Origin of the sequence: Micromonospora olivasterospora (assembly GCF_007830265.1) — a bacterium.
GTDB lineage: Bacteria > Actinomycetota > Actinomycetes > Mycobacteriales > Micromonosporaceae > Micromonospora > Micromonospora olivasterospora.
Genome location: NZ_VLKE01000001.1, coordinates 2,293,134 through 2,312,584, shown reverse-complemented (window position 1 = coordinate 2,312,584; position 19,451 = coordinate 2,293,134). Strand labels below are relative to the sequence as shown.

Sequence of the window (19,451 nt, the reverse complement as noted above, 5' to 3'; positions counted from 1 at the left end):
CGGCGGCTCCGCTGCGGGGAAGATCATCATCGTCGGGTGAGGTTCCCCCGTCAGCGTGGAGACCAAACCCAAGGGGACAGACGGTCATGGCTGAAACGAGAAAGCGGTTCGATAGAAAGTTCCGCGAGGGCACGGTGCGGATCGTGCGGGAGACCGGCAAGCCGATCGCGCAGGTCGCTCGGGATCTCGGGCCTGGGTTCGACATATGGCGCGAGATCATCCGGTTCGGTACCCCCATCGAATCGGCTGACGGTAACGGCGCACCGGGATACCAGCTCGCCGCGGTCGCCGTGATCCGGGTCGGCGGTCCCAGGGGAACCCGTTGGGTCGCCGGCATCATCGAGATACGCACCACGGAGGCCCCTGCGGGTGCCGAAAACCTCGTCCGCTAGCTAACCGGTGGCTGTTCCCCGGCGCCGCTCCCGGCACGTCGCTGAGCTCCGCACGATTGGGCGCCCGGCTGCGACGCCTCGGCTACGCCGCAGCCTGCACCGTGCCGAAACTCGTTCAGTGGCTTTGACCTGGCATTTTGAAGATCATTTCAGGCCGCCCGGTGGTACTCGTTGATCACCCCGCTGAGTCGTAGTCGGCGTCGTACGGGCTTGTCCATGGGGAAGAACCGACAGCCCGCACCCAGCTACGACGTCGGGAAGACCGTGAAACGCGCCCTCACCATCGCCGAACGACGAGATCAGAAGGGTTAAACAACAAGCTGATCGGATGCATCAGAAACGCCCCGGGAGATCCTCTCCCGGGGCGTTTCTGGTTTGTGCCGGCCACGCGGCGGCGGGCGGGTTCGGTGCGTCGATCCCCACCCCCGGCACCCCGCAGCGGTTCCTGGCCGGAGGTGAGCGGTTATCGTGTGGGCGCCGTGGTGTTCGGGAAGCCGGTGTGATGCCGGCGCGGCCCTCGCCACTGTGATCGGGAGACCGCTGGCCCTCGTCGTTCGCGAGGTCACTGGGCATTTGCGCCTAGGAAGGCCGGCCGGTGGTTGCTTGTCCCGTCAGCCAGGAGACCGGCCACGGCACGCTTCGACCCGTCCACGAGGTGCTGGAAGGCGGTCCCGCTGTGCGGTTCCCCATGCCTTGGCGCATCACCGCGCCGCTGTCCGTTCTCATCGTCGCCCTCGCCGGCTGTTCCGGCAGCGACACCGAACCCGAGGTGACCGCCGGGAGCGGCGCGACCGCCGTCACCAACTGCGGTGTCGCCGTGCCGGCCGGCGCCCCGCCCACCAAGATTTTCGCGGCCTTCCACAATGGGATCGAGGCGGTGTACGCCCTCGGCGCCGGCGACAAGCTGGTCGGCGCCGCCTACCTGGACAATCCGCTGCTGCCCGAATATGCCGCGCAGTTCCACCCGGACCAGCAGGAGCCGACCTACTACCCGGAGGAGTATCCGAGCCGCGAGGAGGTGCTGCGCCTCGACCCGGACTTCGTGGTCTCCGGGTTCACCGGGGCCTTCACCACCGAGGGACTCGGCACCCGCGCCGAACTGAACAAGATCGGCATCGGCTCGTACCTGTTCACCCAGTACTGCCCGACCGCCGACGGCGAGGGGCAGAAATCCCTGGCCGACAACGACGTCTCGCTTGACAGCGTCTACGGCGACCTCACCGACCTCGGCCGTGTTCTCGGCACGACGACGCAGGCCGAGGCTCTTGTCACGAAGATGAAGCAGACCGTCGCCGGCGTCGAGAGCGAACTCGCCGGGGTGAAGCGGCCGACAGTCGCGATGCTGAACCGGCCGGGCGGCGGTGAGCTGCGGGTTTTCGGCAGCGAGGACGTCGCCACCACGATCATCGAGAAGGCCGGCGGCATTCAGGTGTTCGACGACGTGCCCGGCCGGCTCGCCCGGATCGGCACCGAGGAGCTGATCAAGCGCAAGCCCGACGTCATCGTGATCCCGGCCTGCTGCGGGGCCGACGTCGGCCCGGACGGCGCGCAGGGGGTCATCGACGGGCTCAAGTCCGACCCCGCGCTGGCGAACGTGCCCGCGATCCGTGACAACCGGATTTACGCGGTGACGTTCGCCGAGATCACACCGGGAGTGCGCAACGCCGACGCGGTGGCGAATCTGGCAAAGCTGCTGCACCCGGAGAAGTTCTGAACGCTCGGGCTGCCGGTCTGGCCGGGGCCGTCGTCGTACTCGTGGCGGCGGTCCTCGGTTCCCTGCTGATCGGCAACGAGACGATCAGCATGAGTACGGTCGCCGGTACCTGGCTGCACCCGGACGGCTCCGACGCGCAGCGGATCGTGGAGTACCTGCGCGTACCCCGTACCCTCGTCGGGGTTTCCGCCGGCGCAGCCCTCGGCGTGGCCGGCGCCCTGCTGCAGGGCCTGACCCGCAACGCCCTCGCCGGACCGGAGGTGCTCGGCGTCAACGCCGGCGCCGCGCTCGGTGTGGTGTTGGGGATCTCGGTGTTCGGGGTGCACACCTTCGGCGGCTGGGTGTGGTTCTCGTTCGCCGGTGCGGCGCTGGCCGGCGCCGGCGTGTACGCGCTGAGCTCGCTGGGCCGCGGCGGCGCCACCCCGGTGAAACTGGCGCTCGCGGGTGCTGCCGCGACCGCGCTGCTCGGTGGGCTGACCACGGCGCTGACGTTGCTGGACATCAACACGTTCAACTCCTACCGGTACTGGTCGGTCGGGGCGCTGACCGCGGCGGACATCTCGGTCATCGGCACGGCGTTGCCGTTCCTGGCCACCGGGGCGCTGCTGGCGGCGATGTCGGTGCGGGCGCTGGACGCGATCGCGCTCGGCGACGACATGGCTCGTTCGCTCGGGCAGCGCCTGGCCGCCGGCCGGGCCACCGCGGCCCTCGCCGTGGTGCTGCTCGCCGGCACCGCGGTGGCCCTCGCCGGGCCGATCGCGTTCGTCGGGCTGACGGTGCCGCACATGGCCCGCGCCCTGACCGGCCCGGGCCACCGCTGGCTGCTTCCCTACGCGGCGGTGCTGGCGCCGGTCGTGCTGCTCGCCGCCGACGTGCTCGGCCGCGTCGTCGCCGAGCCGCAGGAACTGCAGGCCGGCATCGTCACGGCGATCGCCGGCGCGCCGTTCTTCATCGCCCTGGTACGCCGTCGCAGGCTGGCCGAGCTGTGATGCGCGCCGACCGGCGAGCCGCCGTGGTCAGCCTGGTCGCTCTGGTCATCGCCGTGGTCGCGATGGTGGCCTCACTGACCATGGGCGACTACCCGCTGCCGATCTCCGACGTGCTCACGGTCCTGACCGGCGGGGACGGCTCGACCCGCCGCAGCGCCTACGTGATCCTCGAACTGCGGCTGCCCCGCGCGCTCGCCGCGATCGCCGTCGGCGCCGCGTTCGGCCTGTCCGGGGCGATCGTGCAACGCGTCGTGCGCAACCCCCTCGCCAGCCCGGACATCATCGGCATCAACGCGGGCGCCGGAGCCGCGGCGGTCTTCCTCGTGGTGATCGTCGCGGCCGGCCCGGTCACGGTCGCGTCCGGCGCCCTCACCGGCGCGCTCGCGACCGCGGTGGGGATCTATCTGCTGTCCTGGCGTCGCGGTGTCACCGGCTACCGGCTCGTACTGGTCGGCATCGGGATCACCGCGATGCTCACCTCGGTGACCGCGTACCTGCTCAACACCGCCAACGTCTACACCGCCGAGCAGGCCGCGATCTGGCTCTCCGGCAGCCTCGCCGGCCGGTCCTGGGGCCACGTGCTGCCCGTGCTGCTCGCGGTCGCGGTGCTGCTGCCGGTGGCGTTGCGGCTGGCGGCATCGCTACGGGCCCTGGAGCTCGGCGACGACCTCGCTCTCGCCCTGGGCACCCGGGCCGAGCCGGCCCGGGTCGCGCTGCTGGCCACGGCCGTCGCTCTCGCGGCAGTGGCCACCGCGGCGGCCGGGCCGATCGCCTTCGTCGCGCTGGCCGCGCCGCAACTGGCCCGCCGCCTGGTCCGCGAGCGTGGCCTCGCGCTGGTCACCTCGGCCGCGGTCGGCGCCGCGCTGCTGGCCTGCGCGGACCTGGCCGCCCGCCGGGTTCTCGCCCCGGCCGAACTGCCCGTCGGCGTGCTCACCACCGTGCTCGGCGCCCCCTTGCTCATCTGGCTGCTGGCCAGAGCCAACCGGATCGGGAGAACAGGATGACCGACCTGCGTGCCACCGGACTGCGCCTCGCCTACGACGGCCGCACCGTGGTGGCCGGCCTCGACCTCCAGATCGCTCCAGGAAAGATCACCGCCGTGGTCGGTCCCAACGCCTGCGGCAAGTCGACGCTGCTGCGCGGCCTCGCCCGGCTCATGCCGTCGGCGTCCGGAACGGTTCTGCTCGACGGCCGCGACATCCACCGGCTGCCGACACGCGAGGTCGCCGGCCGCATCGGCGTGCTGCCGCAGCAGCCCATCGCCCCGGACGGCATCACCGTGAGCGACCTGGTCGCCCGAGGCCGACACCCGCACCAGAAGTGGCTGCGGCAGTGGTCGGCCGGCGACGAACAGGCCGTGACCGCCGCCCTGGCCGCCACCGGCGTCACCGAGCTGGCCGGCCGTCCCGTCGACGAGCTGTCCGGAGGCCAGCGCCAACGCGTCTGGATCGCCCTGGTGCTCGCCCAGGACACCGACCTGCTCCTGCTCGACGAGCCGACCACGTTCCTCGATCTTGCCCATCAGCTGGAGGTCCTGGACCTGCTCAGCAACCTCAACGCCGCCGGCCGCACGGTCGTCGCCGTCCTGCACGACCTCAACATGGCCTGCCGCTACGCCCACGAAATCGTCGCGATGCGCGACGGCGCTGTGATCGCCCAGGGGCCGCCCGCCGACGTCGTGGACGCGCAACTGGTCGAGGCGGTGTTCGGCGTACGCGCTCGCATCATCACCGACCCCACGACCGGAACGCCCCTCGTCCTGCCGGAACCACGGACCACCTCATGATGATCGTCGCCAACGGGTGGGCGTCGGCTGCAACATGGCAGTCGAATCCACCGCCGCGGCAGACAGTGCATGACTTCCCGTTCCGGAGGCGCTTGAAGGCCGGTCGGCCGTACGGTCTCGCGCGTCGGGTATGGCGTGATGCGGATGGAGCGGCCGCGGGGGCAGGTGCCATCCCGGCCAGCCACCGACTCCCCGCAGGGGCGGAGCCCCGACGACGGCGATGATGATCGAGGCGGTGTTCCTCCGCCCGGGAATGTCGGATCGGCACCGTAGCTGCAACCCGGATCGCTCGACGCCGACGACGATCGGCCGTTCACCGAGACCGGGCCTGGGCAGCTGGTCAGGGACTCGCTAGTTGAGTCGGCCTGGAGTGCGGTGCCGCGTTGCCGCTGGTCCGTTTCTCCAGGCCGCTCGCCGAACCCGCCGTGCGCGTCTCCGCGCAACGGGCTCTCCACGGTTGCTGTCGTCAGGCGTTGTCGGGTGTGGGCCAGGGGTGGGGATTGTGCGTTGCCGGTAGCGGGTCACCGGGGTGGCCGCTATCGGTTGGTGCGCGGTCCCGTCCGCGGTGATGGGCAGCCACCTGCCGGTCGGCGTGGTGAACTGTTTGCGGAGGGCCTTTGGCCCAGCCGTGCGTGACCTGGTTGAGCCTGGTCAGCACGGTTCTCAGGTCCTGCTGTGATGTCCTGCGGGTCAGTGCTCGGATGTTCGCCTTCAATGACCGGATCGGCCGGGCGGCGATGAACGTGTGCACGTGCCAGCGGTTCGAGCCTCGCTTGCGCTGCCACTGGATGTGGAAGCCGAGGAAGTCGAGCCCGTCGCTCATGTGCACGATCCGCGTCTTGGTCGGCGACAGGCGCAGGCCAAGCGGAGCGAGCACGGCGGCGACGTCCTTGCGCACTGCGGCCGTGTGGTCCCGGGTTCCGTGGACCAGGCCCACGAAGTCGTCGGCGTAACGGACCAGCCGCGTTGGGCCGCGTAGGGCAATCCCGGCCGGGTGCACCAGGCCTCCTCGTCCGGCGCGCCGCCCAAAGTGGACAGAACTAGCCAACGCCGTTGTCTATCGTGTTGGTCCTTGAGCGGTTGTGGTCGGCGCGTCCGCCCTGAGGGACCAGGACGCCGCAGCAGGAGAGTCCCCGCGCGACGAGAAGGTGACGGATGGGTCGGAAGATCGACAGGATCGCGGTGGTCGTGGACGGCTCCGACTGGGTGGCCATACGGCCGGAGGACTTCGATCGCCTGGACGCCTCACGCCGGCAGGTCGGCGCGAGCGCCGCACGGGCGACCCGGCTGGAGCACGAGGTGCGTCAGACACGGGCCCGCCTGGCGCGGATCGAGGCGATCCTCGCCGAGGCGGACCCGGCCGACTGTGTATGCGAGCGTCTCAACTCGGTCCTGCATGGCCCGGGCGTGGCTCGACCGGTGGTCAGAAGTCGTCGTCGAAGGTGACGCTCCCGGTCACCCCGACCTGGTAGGCCGACACCCGCCGCTCGAAGAAGTTTGACAGCTCCTGCACATCCTGCAGGTCCATGAACGGGAACGGGTTCGTCGAGCCGTAGAGCGGTGCGATGCCGAGTTGGGCGAGCCGACGGTCGGCCACGTGCTGCAGGTACTGGCGCATCTCGGCCAGGGAGAGCCCGGATACACCCTGTTCGAGGAGGTCCTCGGCGAACTGGGCCTCGCACTCCACCGCTTCGGCCAGCATCTCGCGTACCTGGCGGGTCATCTCGTCGTCGAACAGGTCCGGCTCCTCGCGGCGGACGGTTTCGACGACGTCGAAAGCGAACGCCATGTGCATGGACTCGTCACGGAACACCCAGTTGGTGCCGGAGGCGAGCCCGTTCAGCAGGCCCCGGGACCGCAGGAAGTAGACGTAGGCGAAGGCGCCGTAGAAGAACAACCCCTCGATACACGCGGCGAAGCAGACCAGGTTGAGCAAAAACGCCCGGCGGTCCTCGCGGGTCCGCAGCTCGCGCAGCGCGAAGACGGAGTCGATCCAGCGGAAGCAGAACTCGGCCTTGCGTCGGATGGACGGGATGTTCTCGATGGCGGCGAACGCCGCGAACCGCTCCTTCTCATCCGGGACATACGTGTCGAGCAGGTTCAGGTAGAACTGCACGTGCACGGCCTCTTCGAACAGTTGCCGGGACAGGTAGAGCCGGCCTTCCGGGGAGTTGACGTGCTGGTAGAGATTGAGCACCAGATTGTTGGCGACGATGGTGTCCCCGGTGGCGAAGAACGCGACGAGCCGGGACACCAGGTGCTGCTCGGCGGGCGAAAGCCTGGCCAGGTCGGCGAGGTCGGAGTGCAGGTCGACCTCCTCGACAGTCCAGGTGTTACGGATGGCGTCCTTGAACCGGTCGAAGAAGTGCGGGTAGCGCATCGGGCGCAGGGTCAGGTCCATGCCGGGATCGAGCAGCATGTGCCGCTCGCCGGTGCTGGCGGCGCGGGATTCGGGGACGGTGGTCACTGGCAAGCCTCGCAGCTCTCGGGGTTCTCGAGGGAGCAGGCCACTGCGTCGGCGCTCGAACCGACGACGGTGGGCACCACCGCGGCGGCGGTGACGGCGACGGTGGCCTGCTGGATCCGCGTCGCCGGACGGGAACGCAGGTAGTAGGTGGTCTTCAGCCCGGACTTCCAGGCGTAGAAGTACATCGACGACAGCTTGCCGATGGTCGGCGCGCTCATGAACAGGTTCAGCGATTGCGACTGGTCGACGTACGGCGCTCGGGCGGCGGCCAGGTCGATCAGCGCCCGCTGCGGAAGCTCCCACGCGGTGCGGAACACCTCCCGCACCTCGACGGGCAGTTCCGTGATGCCCTGCACCGATCCCTCGGCGCGCTTGATCTGGTCTCTGATCGCCGGCGTCCACAGTCCGCGCGCCTTCAGCTCACCGACAAGGTAGGTGTTGACCTGGAGGAACTCACCGGACATGGTTTCGCGCTTGAACAGGTTGGACACCTGCGGCTCGGTGCACTCGTAGCAGCCGGCGATCGAGGCGATCGTGGCGGTCGGAGCGATCGCGACCAGCAGCGAGTTGCGCAGGCCGTGCGACGCGATCGCCGAACGCAGCCCCTCCCACCGCTCCTGCTGCACGGGTGCCGCGCCCCACAGGTCCGGGTGCAGCTCACCGCGGGCGGCGCGGGTCTCGACGTACGCGGGATGAGGGCCGAACCGCTCGGCGAGCCCCGCCGAGGTTTCCAGGGCGGTCAGGAAGACCTCCTCCTGCACCCGGGTCGACAGGTGCCTGGCCTCGGCCGAGTCGAACGGCAGGCGTAGGGCGAAGAACGCGTCCTGCAGGCCCATCAGTCCGAGCCCGACCGGCCGCCAGCGCGGGTTCGACACCGCTGCCTGCTCGGCCGGGTAGTAGTTGATGTCGATCACCCGGTCGAGGAACACCACCGCGGTACGTACGGTCGCCCGCAGCTTCTCCCAGTCGACCCCGTCGACCGTGACGTGGGCGCCCAGGTTGATCGAGCCGAGGTTGCACACCGCGGTCTCGGTGTCGCTGTTGACCTCGAGGATCTCGGTGCACAGGTTGGACAGGTGGATCACGTTGCCCGGCGCCCCGGTCTGGTTGGACAGCCGGTTCGACGGATCCTTGAACGTCATCCACCCGTTGCCGGTCTGCGCCAGAGTGCGCATCATCCGCCCGTACAGGTCTCGAGCCTTGACCGTCCGGACGGCCTTTTTCTCCGCGACCCGGTAGGCGGCATCGAACTCCTCCCCGTACAGGTCGGGCAACTCGGGCGCGTCGGACGGGTCGATCAGCGACCACTCCTCGTCTGCCTCGACGCGGCGCATGAACTCGTCCGGGACCCAGTTGGCCAGGTTCAGGTTGTGCGTACGACGGGACTCCTCGCCGGTGTTGTCCCGCAACTCCAGGAACTCCTCGATGTCCGGGTGCCACGGCTCCAGGTAGACGCAGGCCGCGCCCTTACGCCGGCCACCCTGGTTGACCGCCGCCACGCCCGCGTCGAGCGTCTTCAGGAACGGCACGATGCCGTTCGACCGGCCGTTCGTGCCGCGGATCAGCGCGCCCCGACCGCGCACCCGCGACCAGGCGATGCCGATGCCGCCGGAGAACTTCGACAACTTCGCGACCTGGTGGTACCGCTCGTAGATTGAGTCCAACTCGTCACGGGGAGAGTCGACCAGGAAACACGACGACATCTGCGTGTGCCGGGTCCCCGAGTTGAACAGCGTCGGAGAACTCGGCAGGTACGCCAGCGACGACATCAGCCGGTAGAACCCGATCGCCTCGGCCGGCGTCTGCGACAACCCGCAGGCCACCCGCAGCAGCCAGTACTGCGGCGTCTCCACCACCAGCCGAGACTCGGGGTGACGCAGCAGGTACCGGTCGGCCACCGTACGCAGGCCGAAGTACTCGAAGCGCAGATCACCAGCCGGGTCCACCGCGTCGTCAAACGTGCCCGCGTTACGGGCCACGAACGCGGCGGTGCCATCGCCGATCAAACCCAAGCCGTGGGCACACCGGATGGACTGGCTGAAGCTCGCCACACCATGCCCGCGGACCTCCTTGTCCACGGACGCAGCCAGCAACCGCGCCGCCAGCCTGGAGTACTGCGGCTCCTCACCGATCAACTCCGCTGCCGTCTGGATCAACAGCTTGTCCAACTCGGCGGTGGTCGCCCCGTCATACAGCCCGCTGACCGTCTTCGTGGCCACCCGCAGCGGGTCCACCTCGTCCAGGTCGGCCACCCACCGCTCGACCGCCCCGGCAATCTTGTTGACGTCCACCAGTTCGGTGTCACCGGTACCCCTGCGGACCCGCATCCCCGCCCGGCGATGCTCCGCGCCCGAACCGGACGCGAGCTCCTGCACGTCTGTCATGATCTCTCCTCGCGCTGTCGCCGATAGCCCTCGGACGCGCGAGTGAACGCCAACGGACCCGGCGGCAGAGCCGGGCCGGTTGCTGGCGTCGGCCGTCCCGCGCGGCCTCCGACCGCCGCACGCGGCACGTGCGGCGCGCTGGCAGGTCTTCGGACTCGCGGGCCTGACCGGGGCCGCCGGTCGTCTACTAGCCGTCGCTTCCCAGGCCCGGCCGGGCCCAGTGCTTGATGACGGCGGTCGTTCCCACTCACCGCTGCGGGGCAGTCCCGGACTCGCACCGGGTTCCCTCTTGCCTCGACCGCACCACTCGGACCCGGCCGAACCAGCTGCGCCGAACACCATATATGTGGCCGCCACCGAATGGGCAACACCAGATGTCGTGTCCACGTGTCAGGATCGTCTCACCGGTCACGCTCATTTGCGCGGAGGGTGCACGAGAACCACTCCGGGCATGTTGGTCCTGCCCGGGCGTGGATCTTTACGGCGATAGTTGTCGAACCTATGCAATGCCCGCGTGCGGCAGGAGGGCTGACAGCGCGCGGGCGGCAGAGCAAGCCGGTGGTCACCCGCCGCAGGTCCGGGACCTCGCGCAGTTGACCGTCGTCGAGGCGCAGCCACTGCTGCTGTTCTTCGATCACCGCGACCCGGCGAAGGTCAGTCAACTCAGCATCATGCACCCGGCGCTGATGCCATGACCACAGCCGCGCGCAGGCGTACCGTGCCGGTGACCGGCGGCGGGGCGTCGTCCTTCTGCCCGACGGCATCTGGGACATCTACGTCCTACCAGCTTGTGGCAGAGCCTCTCCAGTCAGCTGCCGGTGGTGTCCCGGCAACCACACGCCTGAAGATCACATTTCAGTGACTGCTCATGACTTTCGTCTCCGGTCGCGTGGCCTTCCATGGCGAGTCGGTCCCGATGAGGTTGGCGGCGAGTGTGGAGAACGTTCGGATCGCCCAAGGTGCCCGGGACGGCAGCGGCGGGGCGACGGCGGGATCCGGACGACAGTCAGGGAGCTTGTTGCAAATAGCTGGCAACTACGAGAGAGTGGTATTAGCGGACGGGTGCCTCGGCTTGCGATGATCCGGACCTTTGCTGGGGCATCCGTCCGCTCGCACCCTGGACCGCGAGATGAGGAGCCGCTGGTGGGCGTCTACACGCTGCCCGACATGCCGTACGACTACGGCGCCTTGGAGCCGGCGATGTCCGGCGAGATCCTGGAGCTGCACCACAGCAAGCACCACGCGGCTTATGTGAAGGGCAGCAACGATGCCCTGGAGCAGCTGGCTGAGGCCCGGGAGAAGGGCGACTTCGCGGCGTTGGTCGGGCTGGAGAAGACGTTCGCGTTCAACCTGTCCGGGCATGTGCTGCACTCGATCTTCTGGAACAACCTGTCCCCGGACGGCGGCGACCGCCCAGGCGGGGAGCTGGCCGCAGCAATCGACGAGCACTTCGGCTCGTTCGACGGCATGGCCGGGCAACTCTCGGCGGCGACCAAGAGCGTGCAGGGCTCTGGGTGGGGCGTGCTGGCATGGGAACCGCTGGGCCAGCGGCTGATCGTGGAGCAGGTGTACGACCACCACGGCAACGTCGGGCAGGGCGCCACTCCGCTGCTGGTGTTCGACGCCTGGGAGCACGCGTACTACCTGCAGTACCGCAACGTGCGTCCGGACTACGTGGACCGGCTGTGGGACCTGGTGAACTGGGCCGACGTCACCGCCCGCTTCGATGCCGCCCGCGCCGCGGCACCGAAGCTGTGACCGGAGCGGCGGACTCGGTCCCTGTCGCGGCAGACCTCGTTCAACGTGCGGCCGGGGTCATCGCTGCGAAGCGCTGCGGTGACCTTGCGGGCGCGGAGGAACTCCTCGCCTCATTCGAGTCCGAGCAAGCCCGGACCCTTGGCTTCTACCTGCTCGCGGACCTCGCGCTGAGCCTGGTCGGCGCGCAGACCGGCCAATCCCTGCAAGAGGTGGTGCGGGAGCTGGCCCTGGTTGTGGCAGAGACGGCACACCCGCATACGGCCTGAGTGGGCATCGGCCAAACGCGCGAAGTCGGGTGGCCGTCCCTTCCCGGCGGTGATTGTCTCGGCAGCCAGCGGTGCTTTCTCTGCCGGCACCGTGCGCGAGTAGCGGAGCAGCTGTCCGGCCGTCCGTGACGCGCGGCGGCCGGACAGCCGACACGTCGCCCCGCCGGCGCAGGCCGGCGAGATCAGCATGACTCGATGGCGTCGGCAGGCGACCGCGCCGATCACGACGAAGCCGAGCAGGGGCGCCCCGGAACCTGGCAGCGCTCAACTAAGTGCGGCGGCGGTCGGTAAGCGTAACGGCAGCGCTGCACGGCAGCCGCGTACTACGCCCCGCATGGACGAGCGCGAATCGGGCGCCGGCGGGCGATCAGCCGACTCGCCAGCCCTTCCTGAACCGGCGGGCTGCCGCAGGCGGCGAGGCGTCGTGGATCTCGGCGATCCCGACGGCCAGTTCCGCGTCCACACGTTGACGCTGCACGGTTCGCCGCTTCTGCGCGCCGTCCCCACGAGCGGTCCGCGATCGCGGACCTAGCCCCGACCTGGTGGTTTCGGCCCGTGTGGCGCTACGGCCGACCGGACCTTGGACGAGCTGTCCGCGGCATAGCTCGGCCCGGTTGGGCGGACCTGCCGGCCGTACGTGACGGTCGGGTCTGGGTGGTCGACGGGGCGGCCTACTTCAAGCGGCCCGGGTCCCCGTGTCGTTCGCGGCGGAGATTCCTTGCCGCCGTTCTGGCTGGCCGACCGGATCAGCGGGCTCAGCGCGTGGACCCGCATGGTCGTGCGGCGTCACAGGCGCGGCACCGTACGGGATCAAGTCGACAACGCCGCAGTGTCCGCCCCCTGAGTGCGTGGCGCACAGGGGCGGACACCAGTCGGGCTGACGTCCCACCGCTCGTTCCCGGCAACGACGGTGCTGCGCCGTGGTGCGATGGCCGGCGATACCGACGCCCGCTGTCTCAGGCGGTGACCGTCGGACGGGCGGCCGGGGCGGACCGGGTGCGGAGGCTGCGTTCGGTGAGCGCGCCGAAGAGCAGCCCGAGGGTGGTCCAGGTGACGAGCTGGGTGCCGAGTGAGGCGAGCCGGAACTTCCAGAGCACGAGGGCGGGGAAGCCGTCGGGTACCTCGGTGATCGTGCGGCTCGACGTGGGCTGGATGTTCCGCCAGATAGATGGGGCGGTCGAGCCAGGAAAAATCATGCATGAGGTGCGATACGGCGAGACGGCGGCCTTCGAGGAACAACCGCACGGGCCATACTATGGATTCGTGGACGCACCCCCTGTTCGCAATTTTCCTTGATGAATACGAACTCTGGACTGGGGATGAAGCGCTGGTCAAAGAGCTAGAAATGGAAAGATCCCGGCGGGCGCCAGCTGAGCATCCTGTCATTCGAATATCGGCAACTTGTTGTGGAGCGGCACCGTCGATGAGGAGAAAGCTCCGCAACTCGTTCAGCATCTAATGGGAAAGCGCCTGTTCAACGGCTGGGGCGTACGATCGTTGGCCGAGGGAGAGGCTCGCTACAATCCCATCGGATACCACGTCGGAACCGTATGGCCGTTCGATAACTCAGTAATCGCATGGGGGCTGCGCCGGTACTGCTTCGACGCCGAGGCCGCAGCGATCGCCGAAGGCATGTTTACGGCAGCGAAATACTTTAATGGGCGCCTCCCGGAGGCCTTCGCCGGATACGACCGCTCGCTAACCAACTATCCCGTGGAGTATCCCACGGCCTGCAGCCCGCAAGCCTGGTCCACGGGCGCGCCCTTACTCCTGCTTCGAACGATGCTTGGAATGGAGCCCCGCGACGCTCGCCTGACATTCGCACCAGTTCTACCCGCCGGAGTCGATCGCCTTGAGATCCATTGGTATCAACTATGCGGGTGTCGAGCACCGCATGCAGCACCGGCTGACTGCCCACCGCGCTTGAGATTGGATAGGGCGCCCCCGGAAATCCGGAAGACACCCGTGCAGCTTATTTGCTCGCTCCTTCCCTCCCGGCTCCAAAGGACTATGAGCCCGGAGGGCAATCGTATGGATCGAACGTTGCCTGCATAGCTAAAAGCATTTGCATGCGTCGTGTGTCGGCGGGCAGGGGCAACACACCGCATCCGAATGCAGCTCCTCTCGTTGCTGAGTTGGGGCGTCAACGGCCAACGTGGTAGGTCGTCCGGCTTCAACGCGGGAGAGGAAAGCGGCATGCACCAGAAGGGAGCAGCGAGTGAAGGTCTGCCGCCGATCTTCCGGCGCAAGCCGGTCGAGGAACTTACCGAGGAGACCGAGGAGGGGCTGTCCCGCTCGCTCGGACTGTGGCAGCTCACCGCGATCGGGGTCGGCGGCATCATCGGCGCCGGCATCTTCGCCCTGGCCGGGGCGGTCGCCAACCAGACCGCCGGCCCGGCCGTCCTGGTGTCGTTCCTGATCGCGGGCCTGGCCAGCGCGGCGGCGGCACTGTCGTACGCCGAGTTCGCGGGCATGATCCCGAAGGCCGGCTCTGCCTACACCTACGGCTACGCGGTCCTCGGTGAGCTGGTCGGCTGGTTCATCGGTTGGGACCTGCTGCTGGAGTACACCGCGATCGTGGCCGTGGTAGCCATCGGCATCTCCGGCTACCTCGGCTTCCTCGTCGGGGAGCTGGGCGTCAACCTGCCGGCCTGGATGCTGGGGGCACCGGGCACCGGCGACGGACACGTGGTCGACCTGTTCGCGATGCTGCTCTGCCTGCTGATCGCGTACCTGTTGAACCGCGGGATCAAGACGGCGGCGCGGATCGAGGCCATCGTGGTCGGGCTGAAGGTCGGCGTGGTGCTGCTGGTGATCGCGGTCGGCTTCTTCTACGTGAAGGCCGGGAACTACTCACCGTTCTTCCCGTACGGGGTCGGCGGCACGATCACCGGCGCCGCCACGGTCTTCTTCGCCGTCTTCGGGTACGACGCGTTGAGCACCGCCGCGGAGGAGTCGCGGGAGGCACGTCGGCATGTACCACAGGCGATCATCTGGTCGCTGGTCATCTCGATGGTGCTGTACGTGCTTGCCACGCTGGTCCTCACCGGCATGCAGAACTACCGGGACATCGACCCGGAAAGCGGCTTCTCCTCGGCGTTCGCCGCGGCGGGGCTGTCCGGGCTGGCCAGTGTCGTCGCGGTCGGGGCGATCATCGGGATCCTGACGGTGATGTTCACCTACATGCTCGGGGTCAGCCGGGTCTGGCTCTCAATGAGCCGCGACGGCCTGCTACCGGCCTGGTTCGCCAACCTTCACCCGGTCCGCCGAGTCCCGACCCGGATCACCTGGATCGTCGGGACCGGCTCGGCGCTGCTCGCTGGCTTCCTGCCGATCCGGCGGGCCGCCGAGCTGACCAACATCGGCATCCTGCTCGCGTTCGTGGTGGTCTGCATCGCGGTGATCGTGCTGCGCTACCGCCGTCCGGACGCGCCGCGAACGTTCCGGCTGCCCGGGATGCCGGTGGTCCCGGCGCTCGGGGCGCTCTTCTCGATCTGCCTGGTCACCTTCCTCAACCCCGTGACGTGGCTCCGCTTCGCCGCTTGGTTCCTCCTCGGCATAGTCATCTACGCCCTGTACGGCTACCGCCGCTCCAAGCTGAACAGCAGCCCTCGCCATGCTGGAAACGACCTGGGGTAGTCGCCGTCGAGCGCCGGCTGACAGAACACCCCTGGAGTGGCCCGACACGGCGTTGTCCGGCTCCCGTCTTCGGGTGAGCGGTGGGTGGCAGCTCGGGTCTCTGCAACCTGATCGGGGTCTGTTGCGCCGGGCGAAAGCATGATCGACTCCGGTTTGCCGGGTGTGGTCTGCTGGATCGGTGAGGTCGTCGACTCGTGTCCGGTCCTGGTCTCCGCCTGCGTCGGCGTTCGTCGGGTTCCGGTTCCCGCCCGAGGTGATCGTGCTGGCGGTCCGTTGGTATCTGGCGGTTCAACCTCTCGTGCCGGGATGTGGAGGAGTCGCTGGTCGAGCGGTAATCTCCGACGCGGACACTACGAACTCGCCGCTGACGCCCCGCCCGGTCTGCGGGTGGCCGCCGCGTCTACGGGAACTGGCCCGAGCCATCTGACAGTGCCCGGTGGCGCGGCTCGGCGTGTCCACCGATCCGCCAACGTAACAGCGCCCGATCGTGATCTTCCCGCCAACCACTCTCATGATCGAAGCGGTTAGCTCAGTTTTCGCGCACCAAGTCGTAATACACCCGGGCCCCACAAAAAACCTAAATCAGCACAAACGCCAAAGTCGACTATGAAGAGGGGGAAGCTGCGTGACTTTCGTTCCGATGTTCCTCAACCCCCGGTTCGCGCTGGGCAGCAACGTCGGTATCAGTCGATACTCTTGAGCACGCGTCTCCATAACGGGGAGAGGGAGGACCATGGCCGCGGCTGGATGGTTGCCGGGGATCTTGGCTGCCCGGGCCGCGGAGGAGCCGGCTCGGGTTGCCTACCGGTTTTTGGTTGACGGTACGAGTGGTAGCGCCGTGAGCTGGAGCTATGCTGAGCTGTACGAGCGGGCTTCGGCGGTTGCCCGGTTTGTGGAGCCCGGGACGCGAGTTGTACTGGCGTTGCCGCCGGGGCTTGACTACGTGGCTGCGCTCTTCGGGGTGCTGCTGGCCGGCGCTACGGCCGTACCCGCCTATCCGCCGGCGTCGCGGCGGACGACCCGGCGCGTTTCCGCGATCGTCGGCGACTGTGCCCCGTGTGTGGTGATCGCGGAGTCGTGCGAGGCGGTGGCGGATCTCGGCGTACCGGTCATCGTCGCGCCGGTCGGAAGGTCGGAGCCTGCCCGCCGCGTCCCGGATGAGCCACCGTCCGCACCGGCCGTTCTGCAGTACACCTCAGGGTCGACGGACGATCCGAAGGCCATCGCGCTCACCCACGCCAATCTGGTGAGCAACTGTCGCTCGATCTCGGTGCGGATCGGTGAGGACCCGGACCGGGTAGGGGTTTCCTGGCTGCCTCCCTATCACGACATGGGGATGATCGGGACCCTCATGCTGGCGCTGTACGGAGGCTGGCCGTTGGTGATGATGTCGCCCGGGCACTTCGTGCAGCGACCGTCCCGGTGGCTACAGGCGGTCTCGGACTATCGGGCCACGATCTCGGTCGCGCCCAACTTCGCCCTCGAGATGTGCGACGCGGAAGACGCGGTCGGCCTGTCGAGCCTGCGGCACCTCTTCTGTGGTTCGGAGCCCATCTCACCCGCCGCGCTGCGCCGCTTCCAGGAACGCTTCGAGCCGTACGGCTTCAACCCCGCCGCGTTGATCCCTTGTTACGGGCTGGCCGAGGCGACCCTGATGGTGACCGCCCGGGCCGAAGGCGATCCGCTCCGGTTCGAGCGCCTCGACGGGACCGAGGTGGTCAGCTGTGGCCGCCCGGCGAGCGACGTTCAGTTACGCATTGTCGAGCCCGAGTCCGGACGCGCTCTTCCTGAGGGCGAGGTCGGGGAGATCCGGGTGTCCGGGCCCGGAGTCGCGGCCGGCTACTACCAGAGGCCGGAGCTGACGGCCCGGACGTTCGAGGCGGGGATTCTGCGCACCGGGGATCTGGGCTATCTGCGCGGAGGCGAGCTGTTCGTCACCGGCCGGCTCAGCGATCTCGTCATCATCGCGGGACGAAACCTCTACCCGCACGACATCGAGCGGTCCGTCCTCGCGACCGACGCGCGGATCCGCCGGGCGGTCGCCTTCTCAGTGCCCGGCCCGACCGAGGAGAGGCTGGTGGTCATGGCCGAGGTCAGACGCGCCGACGAACTCGCACAGCTCGAGGGCCGCATCGTCGCGGCGGTCACGGCGGACCACGGCGTAAGGCCCTCGGACGTACGGCTCGTACGGCCCGGCGCCATCGCGATGACCACCAGTGGCAAGCCACGCCGCCGGCATACCCGCGAGGAGTACCTGTCGGCGGGCACCCGATGATGCGCCGGTGGGCGTACCTCCACGTCCTGCTCTCGACCGCGGGCTTCGCAGGCGCGATCGTGCTCGAGGTCCTCAGCGGCTTCCACTGGTGGCACCTCGCGGTCTTCACCGGCATGTACCTCGTGACCTCGATCGGCGTCGAGGGCGGCCTGCACCGCTTCTTCACGCATCGGTCCTTCAGGGCTGGGCCGGTCCTGACCGCCGCGCTGGGAGGCGCCGGGAGCATGGCGGCGCAGGGGACGATTCTGTTCTGGGTCTCGGTGCACCGCAAGCATCACGCCTTCGCCGACCGTGACGGCGACCCGCATTCGCCGAGGCCGCGGGGTCCGGGTCTGGCCGGTGCGCTGGCCGGCTTCTGGCACGGCCACATGGGCTGGCTGTTCACGGTGGACCAGACCGGCTGGGACCGCCGGGTCACCGACCTGCTGCACGACCGGCGGGTGATGACGATCGACCGCTACTACGCCTGGTGGGTAGGTGCCGGGCTCGTCCTGCCGGCTCTGGGTGCCTTCGCGGTCACCGGCCGCCCAGTCGACGCCCTCGCGGGGCTGCTGTGGGGCGGGTTCGCCCGCATGTTCGTGCTCGACCACGTCACCTGGACCGTGAACTCGCTCGGGCACCTGATCGGCAACCGGCCGCATCCGACGCGAGACGGCAGCGGCAACATCGCCGGGCTCGCGCCGATCACCGTCGGCGGCTCCTGGCACAACAACCACCACGCGCAGCCGTCGATCGCCCACAACCGCCAGAGCTTCTGGCAGCTGGACCTGACCGGAAGCGTGATCCGGGTGTTCGAGAAGCTCGGCCTCGCACACGACGTGCGATACCGCGCGGGAAAAGCGAGGGAGGAGGAGCATGAACTTGGCTGAGGCGGGCATCGTCCGGCTCGACCCGCAGAGCCTGCGGATCAAACGGTTTTCCGCGCTCACCACCATGACACTGCCGCTGATCGGTACGGCCGTAGCGGTCTGGCTGCTCGTGACCGGCCACGTCACCGCCCTCGACCTGATCCTGTTCGGCGTCATGTACCTCGTACATCTCGGCGGCGTCACGATCGGCCTGCACCGGCTCATCGCCCACCGTGCGTTCAAGACGCGGCCGTGGGTGCGCGACGTCCTCATGGTGGCCGGTTCGATGGCCGCCCAGGGTCCACTGCTCTTCTGGGTCGCCACGCATCGACGGCACCACAAGTTCGCCGACCAGGAGGGCGACCCGCACTCGCCCAACCTCCACGGCACGGACTTGAAGGCAAGGGCACGAGGCCTTTGGTACGCACACATGCCGTGGATGCTCAGCGAAGAGAACTCGAAGTGGTCCGTCTTCGCGCCCGACGTCCTGCACGATCGGCGGCTCGTGGCCCATCACCGGATGTATCCCGCCTGGGTGCTGCTCGGCCTCGCCCTGCCCACCGCGGTCGGGCTCGTGGTCGGCGGGAGCCTCGAGGCCGCGGGGACCGCGCTGGTGTTCGGCGGCCTGGCGCGCATCTTCGTCGCGAACCAGGCGGCCTGGTGCGTCGGCTCGATCTGCCACGCATTCGGCAGCCGGCCCTTCGCCACCCGCGACCAGAGCACGAACAACTGGTGGGTCGCCGTGGTGACCATGGGCGAGGGGCTGCAGAACAACCACCACGCGTTCCCCGGCTCGTACCGGCACGCCGTGCGGTGGTGGGAGCCCGACCTCAGTGGCTGGCTCATCGCCGGGCTCGGCCGGCTGCGCCTCGCCTGGGACCTGCACGAGCCGAGCGCGACGACGGTCGCGCGCCGACGGATGGGAGATTGACG

General features: G+C 68.8%; 17 protein-coding genes, 1 pseudogene and 2 riboswitches. Of the genes and pseudogenes, 14 read left to right on the top strand and 4 right to left on the bottom strand.

Annotated elements, in window-relative coordinates; genetic code table 11:
- Nucleotides 1-143: 143 nt before the first annotated feature.
- The 5 genes from JD77_RS10605 (at nt 144) to JD77_RS10585 (ending at nt 4,881) form a co-directional block, all read left to right on the top strand.
- Nucleotides 144-392, top strand: coding sequence for a hypothetical protein (locus JD77_RS10605; RefSeq protein ID WP_145774119.1), 249 nt, complete (start codon nt 144-146; stop codon nt 390-392).
- A 463-nt stretch (nt 393-855) separates the two neighbouring features.
- Nucleotides 856-1,038, top strand: a riboswitch (cobalamin riboswitch).
- A 30-nt stretch (nt 1,039-1,068) separates the two neighbouring features.
- Entirely contained in the window at nt 1,069-2,106 is a 1,038-nt protein-coding gene (locus tag JD77_RS10600) for an ABC transporter substrate-binding protein (protein WP_246140608.1), read from the top strand.
- Between the two features lie 41 nt (nt 2,107-2,147).
- On the top strand, nt 2,148-3,095 hold the full coding sequence (locus JD77_RS10595; RefSeq protein ID WP_246140607.1) for a FecCD family ABC transporter permease: 948 nt from the start codon (nt 2,148-2,150) through the stop codon (nt 3,093-3,095).
- Nucleotides 3,095-4,099 carry a FecCD family ABC transporter permease gene (locus JD77_RS10590; RefSeq protein ID WP_145774117.1) on the top strand — a complete coding sequence of 335 codons (1,005 nt, stop codon included), beginning with the start codon at nt 3,095-3,097 and terminating at the stop codon, nt 4,097-4,099. The genes JD77_RS10595 and JD77_RS10590 overlap by 1 nt, the downstream gene beginning before the upstream one ends.
- Complete coding sequence (locus JD77_RS10585; protein WP_145774116.1) at nt 4,096-4,881, top strand: ABC transporter ATP-binding protein; 786 nt, start codon at nt 4,096-4,098, stop codon at nt 4,879-4,881. Before JD77_RS10590 ends, JD77_RS10585 begins: the two co-directional genes overlap by 4 nt.
- A gap of 466 nt (nt 4,882-5,347) precedes the next feature.
- On the opposite strand, the gene JD77_RS10580 is transcribed toward JD77_RS10585, so the two are convergent.
- A complete protein-coding gene (locus tag JD77_RS10580) occupies nt 5,348-5,881 on the bottom strand; it encodes a reverse transcriptase domain-containing protein (protein ID WP_246140606.1) in 534 nt (177 codons plus the stop codon).
- A 155-nt stretch (nt 5,882-6,036) separates the two neighbouring features.
- Here JD77_RS10580 and JD77_RS10575 point away from each other — a divergent pair, with 155 nt between their 5' ends.
- Nucleotides 6,037-6,327 (top strand): hypothetical protein, encoded by a 291-nt coding sequence (locus JD77_RS10575; RefSeq protein ID WP_145774115.1) that lies wholly within the window; start codon nt 6,037-6,039, stop codon nt 6,325-6,327.
- Here the strand turns inward: JD77_RS10575 and JD77_RS10570 are convergent.
- Both JD77_RS10570 and JD77_RS10565 read right to left on the bottom strand, forming a co-directional pair.
- A complete protein-coding gene (locus JD77_RS10570; protein WP_387228936.1) occupies nt 6,305-7,300 on the bottom strand; it encodes a ribonucleotide-diphosphate reductase subunit beta in 996 nt (331 codons plus the stop codon). The genes JD77_RS10575 and JD77_RS10570 overlap by 23 nt on opposite strands.
- A 44-nt stretch (nt 7,301-7,344) precedes the next feature.
- Entirely contained in the window at nt 7,345-9,732 is a 2,388-nt protein-coding gene (locus tag JD77_RS10565; protein ID WP_145774113.1) for a ribonucleoside-diphosphate reductase subunit alpha, read from the bottom strand.
- Nucleotides 9,733-9,856: 124 nt separating this feature from the next.
- Nucleotides 9,857-10,074: riboswitch (cobalamin riboswitch) on the bottom strand.
- A gap of 128 nt (nt 10,075-10,202) precedes the next feature.
- On the opposite strand from JD77_RS10565, the gene JD77_RS10560 reads away from it, so the two are divergent.
- The 3 genes from JD77_RS10560 to JD77_RS10550 all read left to right on the top strand — a co-directional run bounded on the left by JD77_RS10560 (nt 10,203) and on the right by JD77_RS10550 (nt 11,756).
- Nucleotides 10,203-10,427 carry a hypothetical protein gene (locus JD77_RS10560; protein ID WP_145774112.1) on the top strand — a complete coding sequence of 75 codons (225 nt, stop codon included), beginning with the start codon at nt 10,203-10,205 and terminating at the stop codon, nt 10,425-10,427.
- 448 nt (nt 10,428-10,875) lie between these two features.
- Nucleotides 10,876-11,490 carry a superoxide dismutase gene (locus tag JD77_RS10555; RefSeq protein WP_145774111.1) on the top strand — a complete coding sequence of 205 codons (615 nt, stop codon included), beginning with the start codon at nt 10,876-10,878 and terminating at the stop codon, nt 11,488-11,490.
- The gene (locus JD77_RS10550; RefSeq protein WP_145774110.1) at nt 11,487-11,756 is read left to right on the top strand and encodes a superoxide dismutase; all 270 of its coding nucleotides are present in this window, start codon (nt 11,487-11,489) and stop codon (nt 11,754-11,756) included. The genes JD77_RS10555 and JD77_RS10550 overlap by 4 nt, the downstream gene beginning before the upstream one ends.
- Nucleotides 11,757-12,712: 956 nt before the next feature.
- Here JD77_RS10550 and JD77_RS10545 read toward each other — a convergent pair.
- On the bottom strand, nt 12,713-12,952 hold the full coding sequence (locus JD77_RS10545; RefSeq protein ID WP_145774109.1) for a CbtA family protein: 240 nt from the start codon (nt 12,950-12,952) through the stop codon (nt 12,713-12,715).
- Here JD77_RS10545 and JD77_RS33510 point away from each other — a divergent pair.
- The 5 genes and pseudogenes from JD77_RS33510 to JD77_RS10520 form a co-directional block, all read left to right on the top strand.
- Nucleotides 12,936-13,616: pseudogene (locus tag JD77_RS33510) on the top strand (amylo-alpha-1,6-glucosidase); the annotation flags it as partial. The gene JD77_RS10545 and the pseudogene JD77_RS33510 overlap by 17 nt on opposite strands.
- Nucleotides 13,617-13,952: 336 nt before the next feature.
- Complete coding sequence (locus tag JD77_RS10535; RefSeq protein WP_145774108.1) at nt 13,953-15,395, top strand: amino acid permease; 1,443 nt, start codon at nt 13,953-13,955, stop codon at nt 15,393-15,395.
- A gap of 733 nt (nt 15,396-16,128) precedes the next feature.
- Nucleotides 16,129-17,670, top strand: a complete 1,542-nt coding sequence (locus JD77_RS10530; RefSeq protein WP_145774107.1) for a fatty acyl-AMP ligase — start codon at nt 16,129-16,131, stop codon at nt 17,668-17,670.
- A 59-nt stretch (nt 17,671-17,729) separates the two neighbouring features.
- Nucleotides 17,730-18,539, top strand: coding sequence for an acyl-CoA desaturase (locus JD77_RS10525; protein ID WP_145774106.1), 810 nt, complete (start codon nt 17,730-17,732; stop codon nt 18,537-18,539).
- On the top strand, nt 18,526-19,449 hold the full coding sequence (locus tag JD77_RS10520) for an acyl-CoA desaturase (RefSeq protein WP_145774105.1): 924 nt from the start codon (nt 18,526-18,528) through the stop codon (nt 19,447-19,449). Before JD77_RS10525 ends, JD77_RS10520 begins: the two co-directional genes overlap by 14 nt.
- The last annotated feature ends 2 nt before the right edge of the window (nt 19,450-19,451 follow it).

What these genes read in the sequence shown, in the direction of transcription:
- JD77_RS10590 (WP_145774117.1), top strand. Translation starts at nt 3,095, where the DNA reads ATGCGCGCCGACCGGCGAGCCGCCGTGGTCAGCCTGGTCGCTCTGGTC.
- JD77_RS10585 (WP_145774116.1), top strand. Translation starts at nt 4,096, where the DNA reads ATGACCGACCTGCGTGCCACCGGACTGCGCCTCGCCTACGACGGCCGC.
- JD77_RS10575 (WP_145774115.1), top strand. Translation starts at nt 6,037, where the DNA reads ATGGGTCGGAAGATCGACAGGATCGCGGTGGTCGTGGACGGCTCCGAC.
- JD77_RS10570 (WP_387228936.1), bottom strand. Translation starts at nt 7,300, where the DNA reads ATGCTGCTCGATCCCGGCATGGACCTGACCCTGCGCCCGATGCGCTAC.
- JD77_RS10565 (WP_145774113.1), bottom strand. Translation starts at nt 9,732, where the DNA reads ATGACAGACGTGCAGGAGCTCGCGTCCGGTTCGGGCGCGGAGCATCGC.
- JD77_RS10545 (WP_145774109.1), bottom strand. Translation starts at nt 12,952, where the DNA reads ATGATTTTTCCTGGCTCGACCGCCCCATCTATCTGGCGGAACATCCAG.
- JD77_RS10535 (WP_145774108.1), top strand. Translation starts at nt 13,953, where the DNA reads ATGCACCAGAAGGGAGCAGCGAGTGAAGGTCTGCCGCCGATCTTCCGG.
- JD77_RS10530 (WP_145774107.1), top strand. Translation starts at nt 16,129, where the DNA reads ATGGCCGCGGCTGGATGGTTGCCGGGGATCTTGGCTGCCCGGGCCGCG.
- JD77_RS10520 (WP_145774105.1), top strand. Translation starts at nt 18,526, where the DNA reads ATGAACTTGGCTGAGGCGGGCATCGTCCGGCTCGACCCGCAGAGCCTG.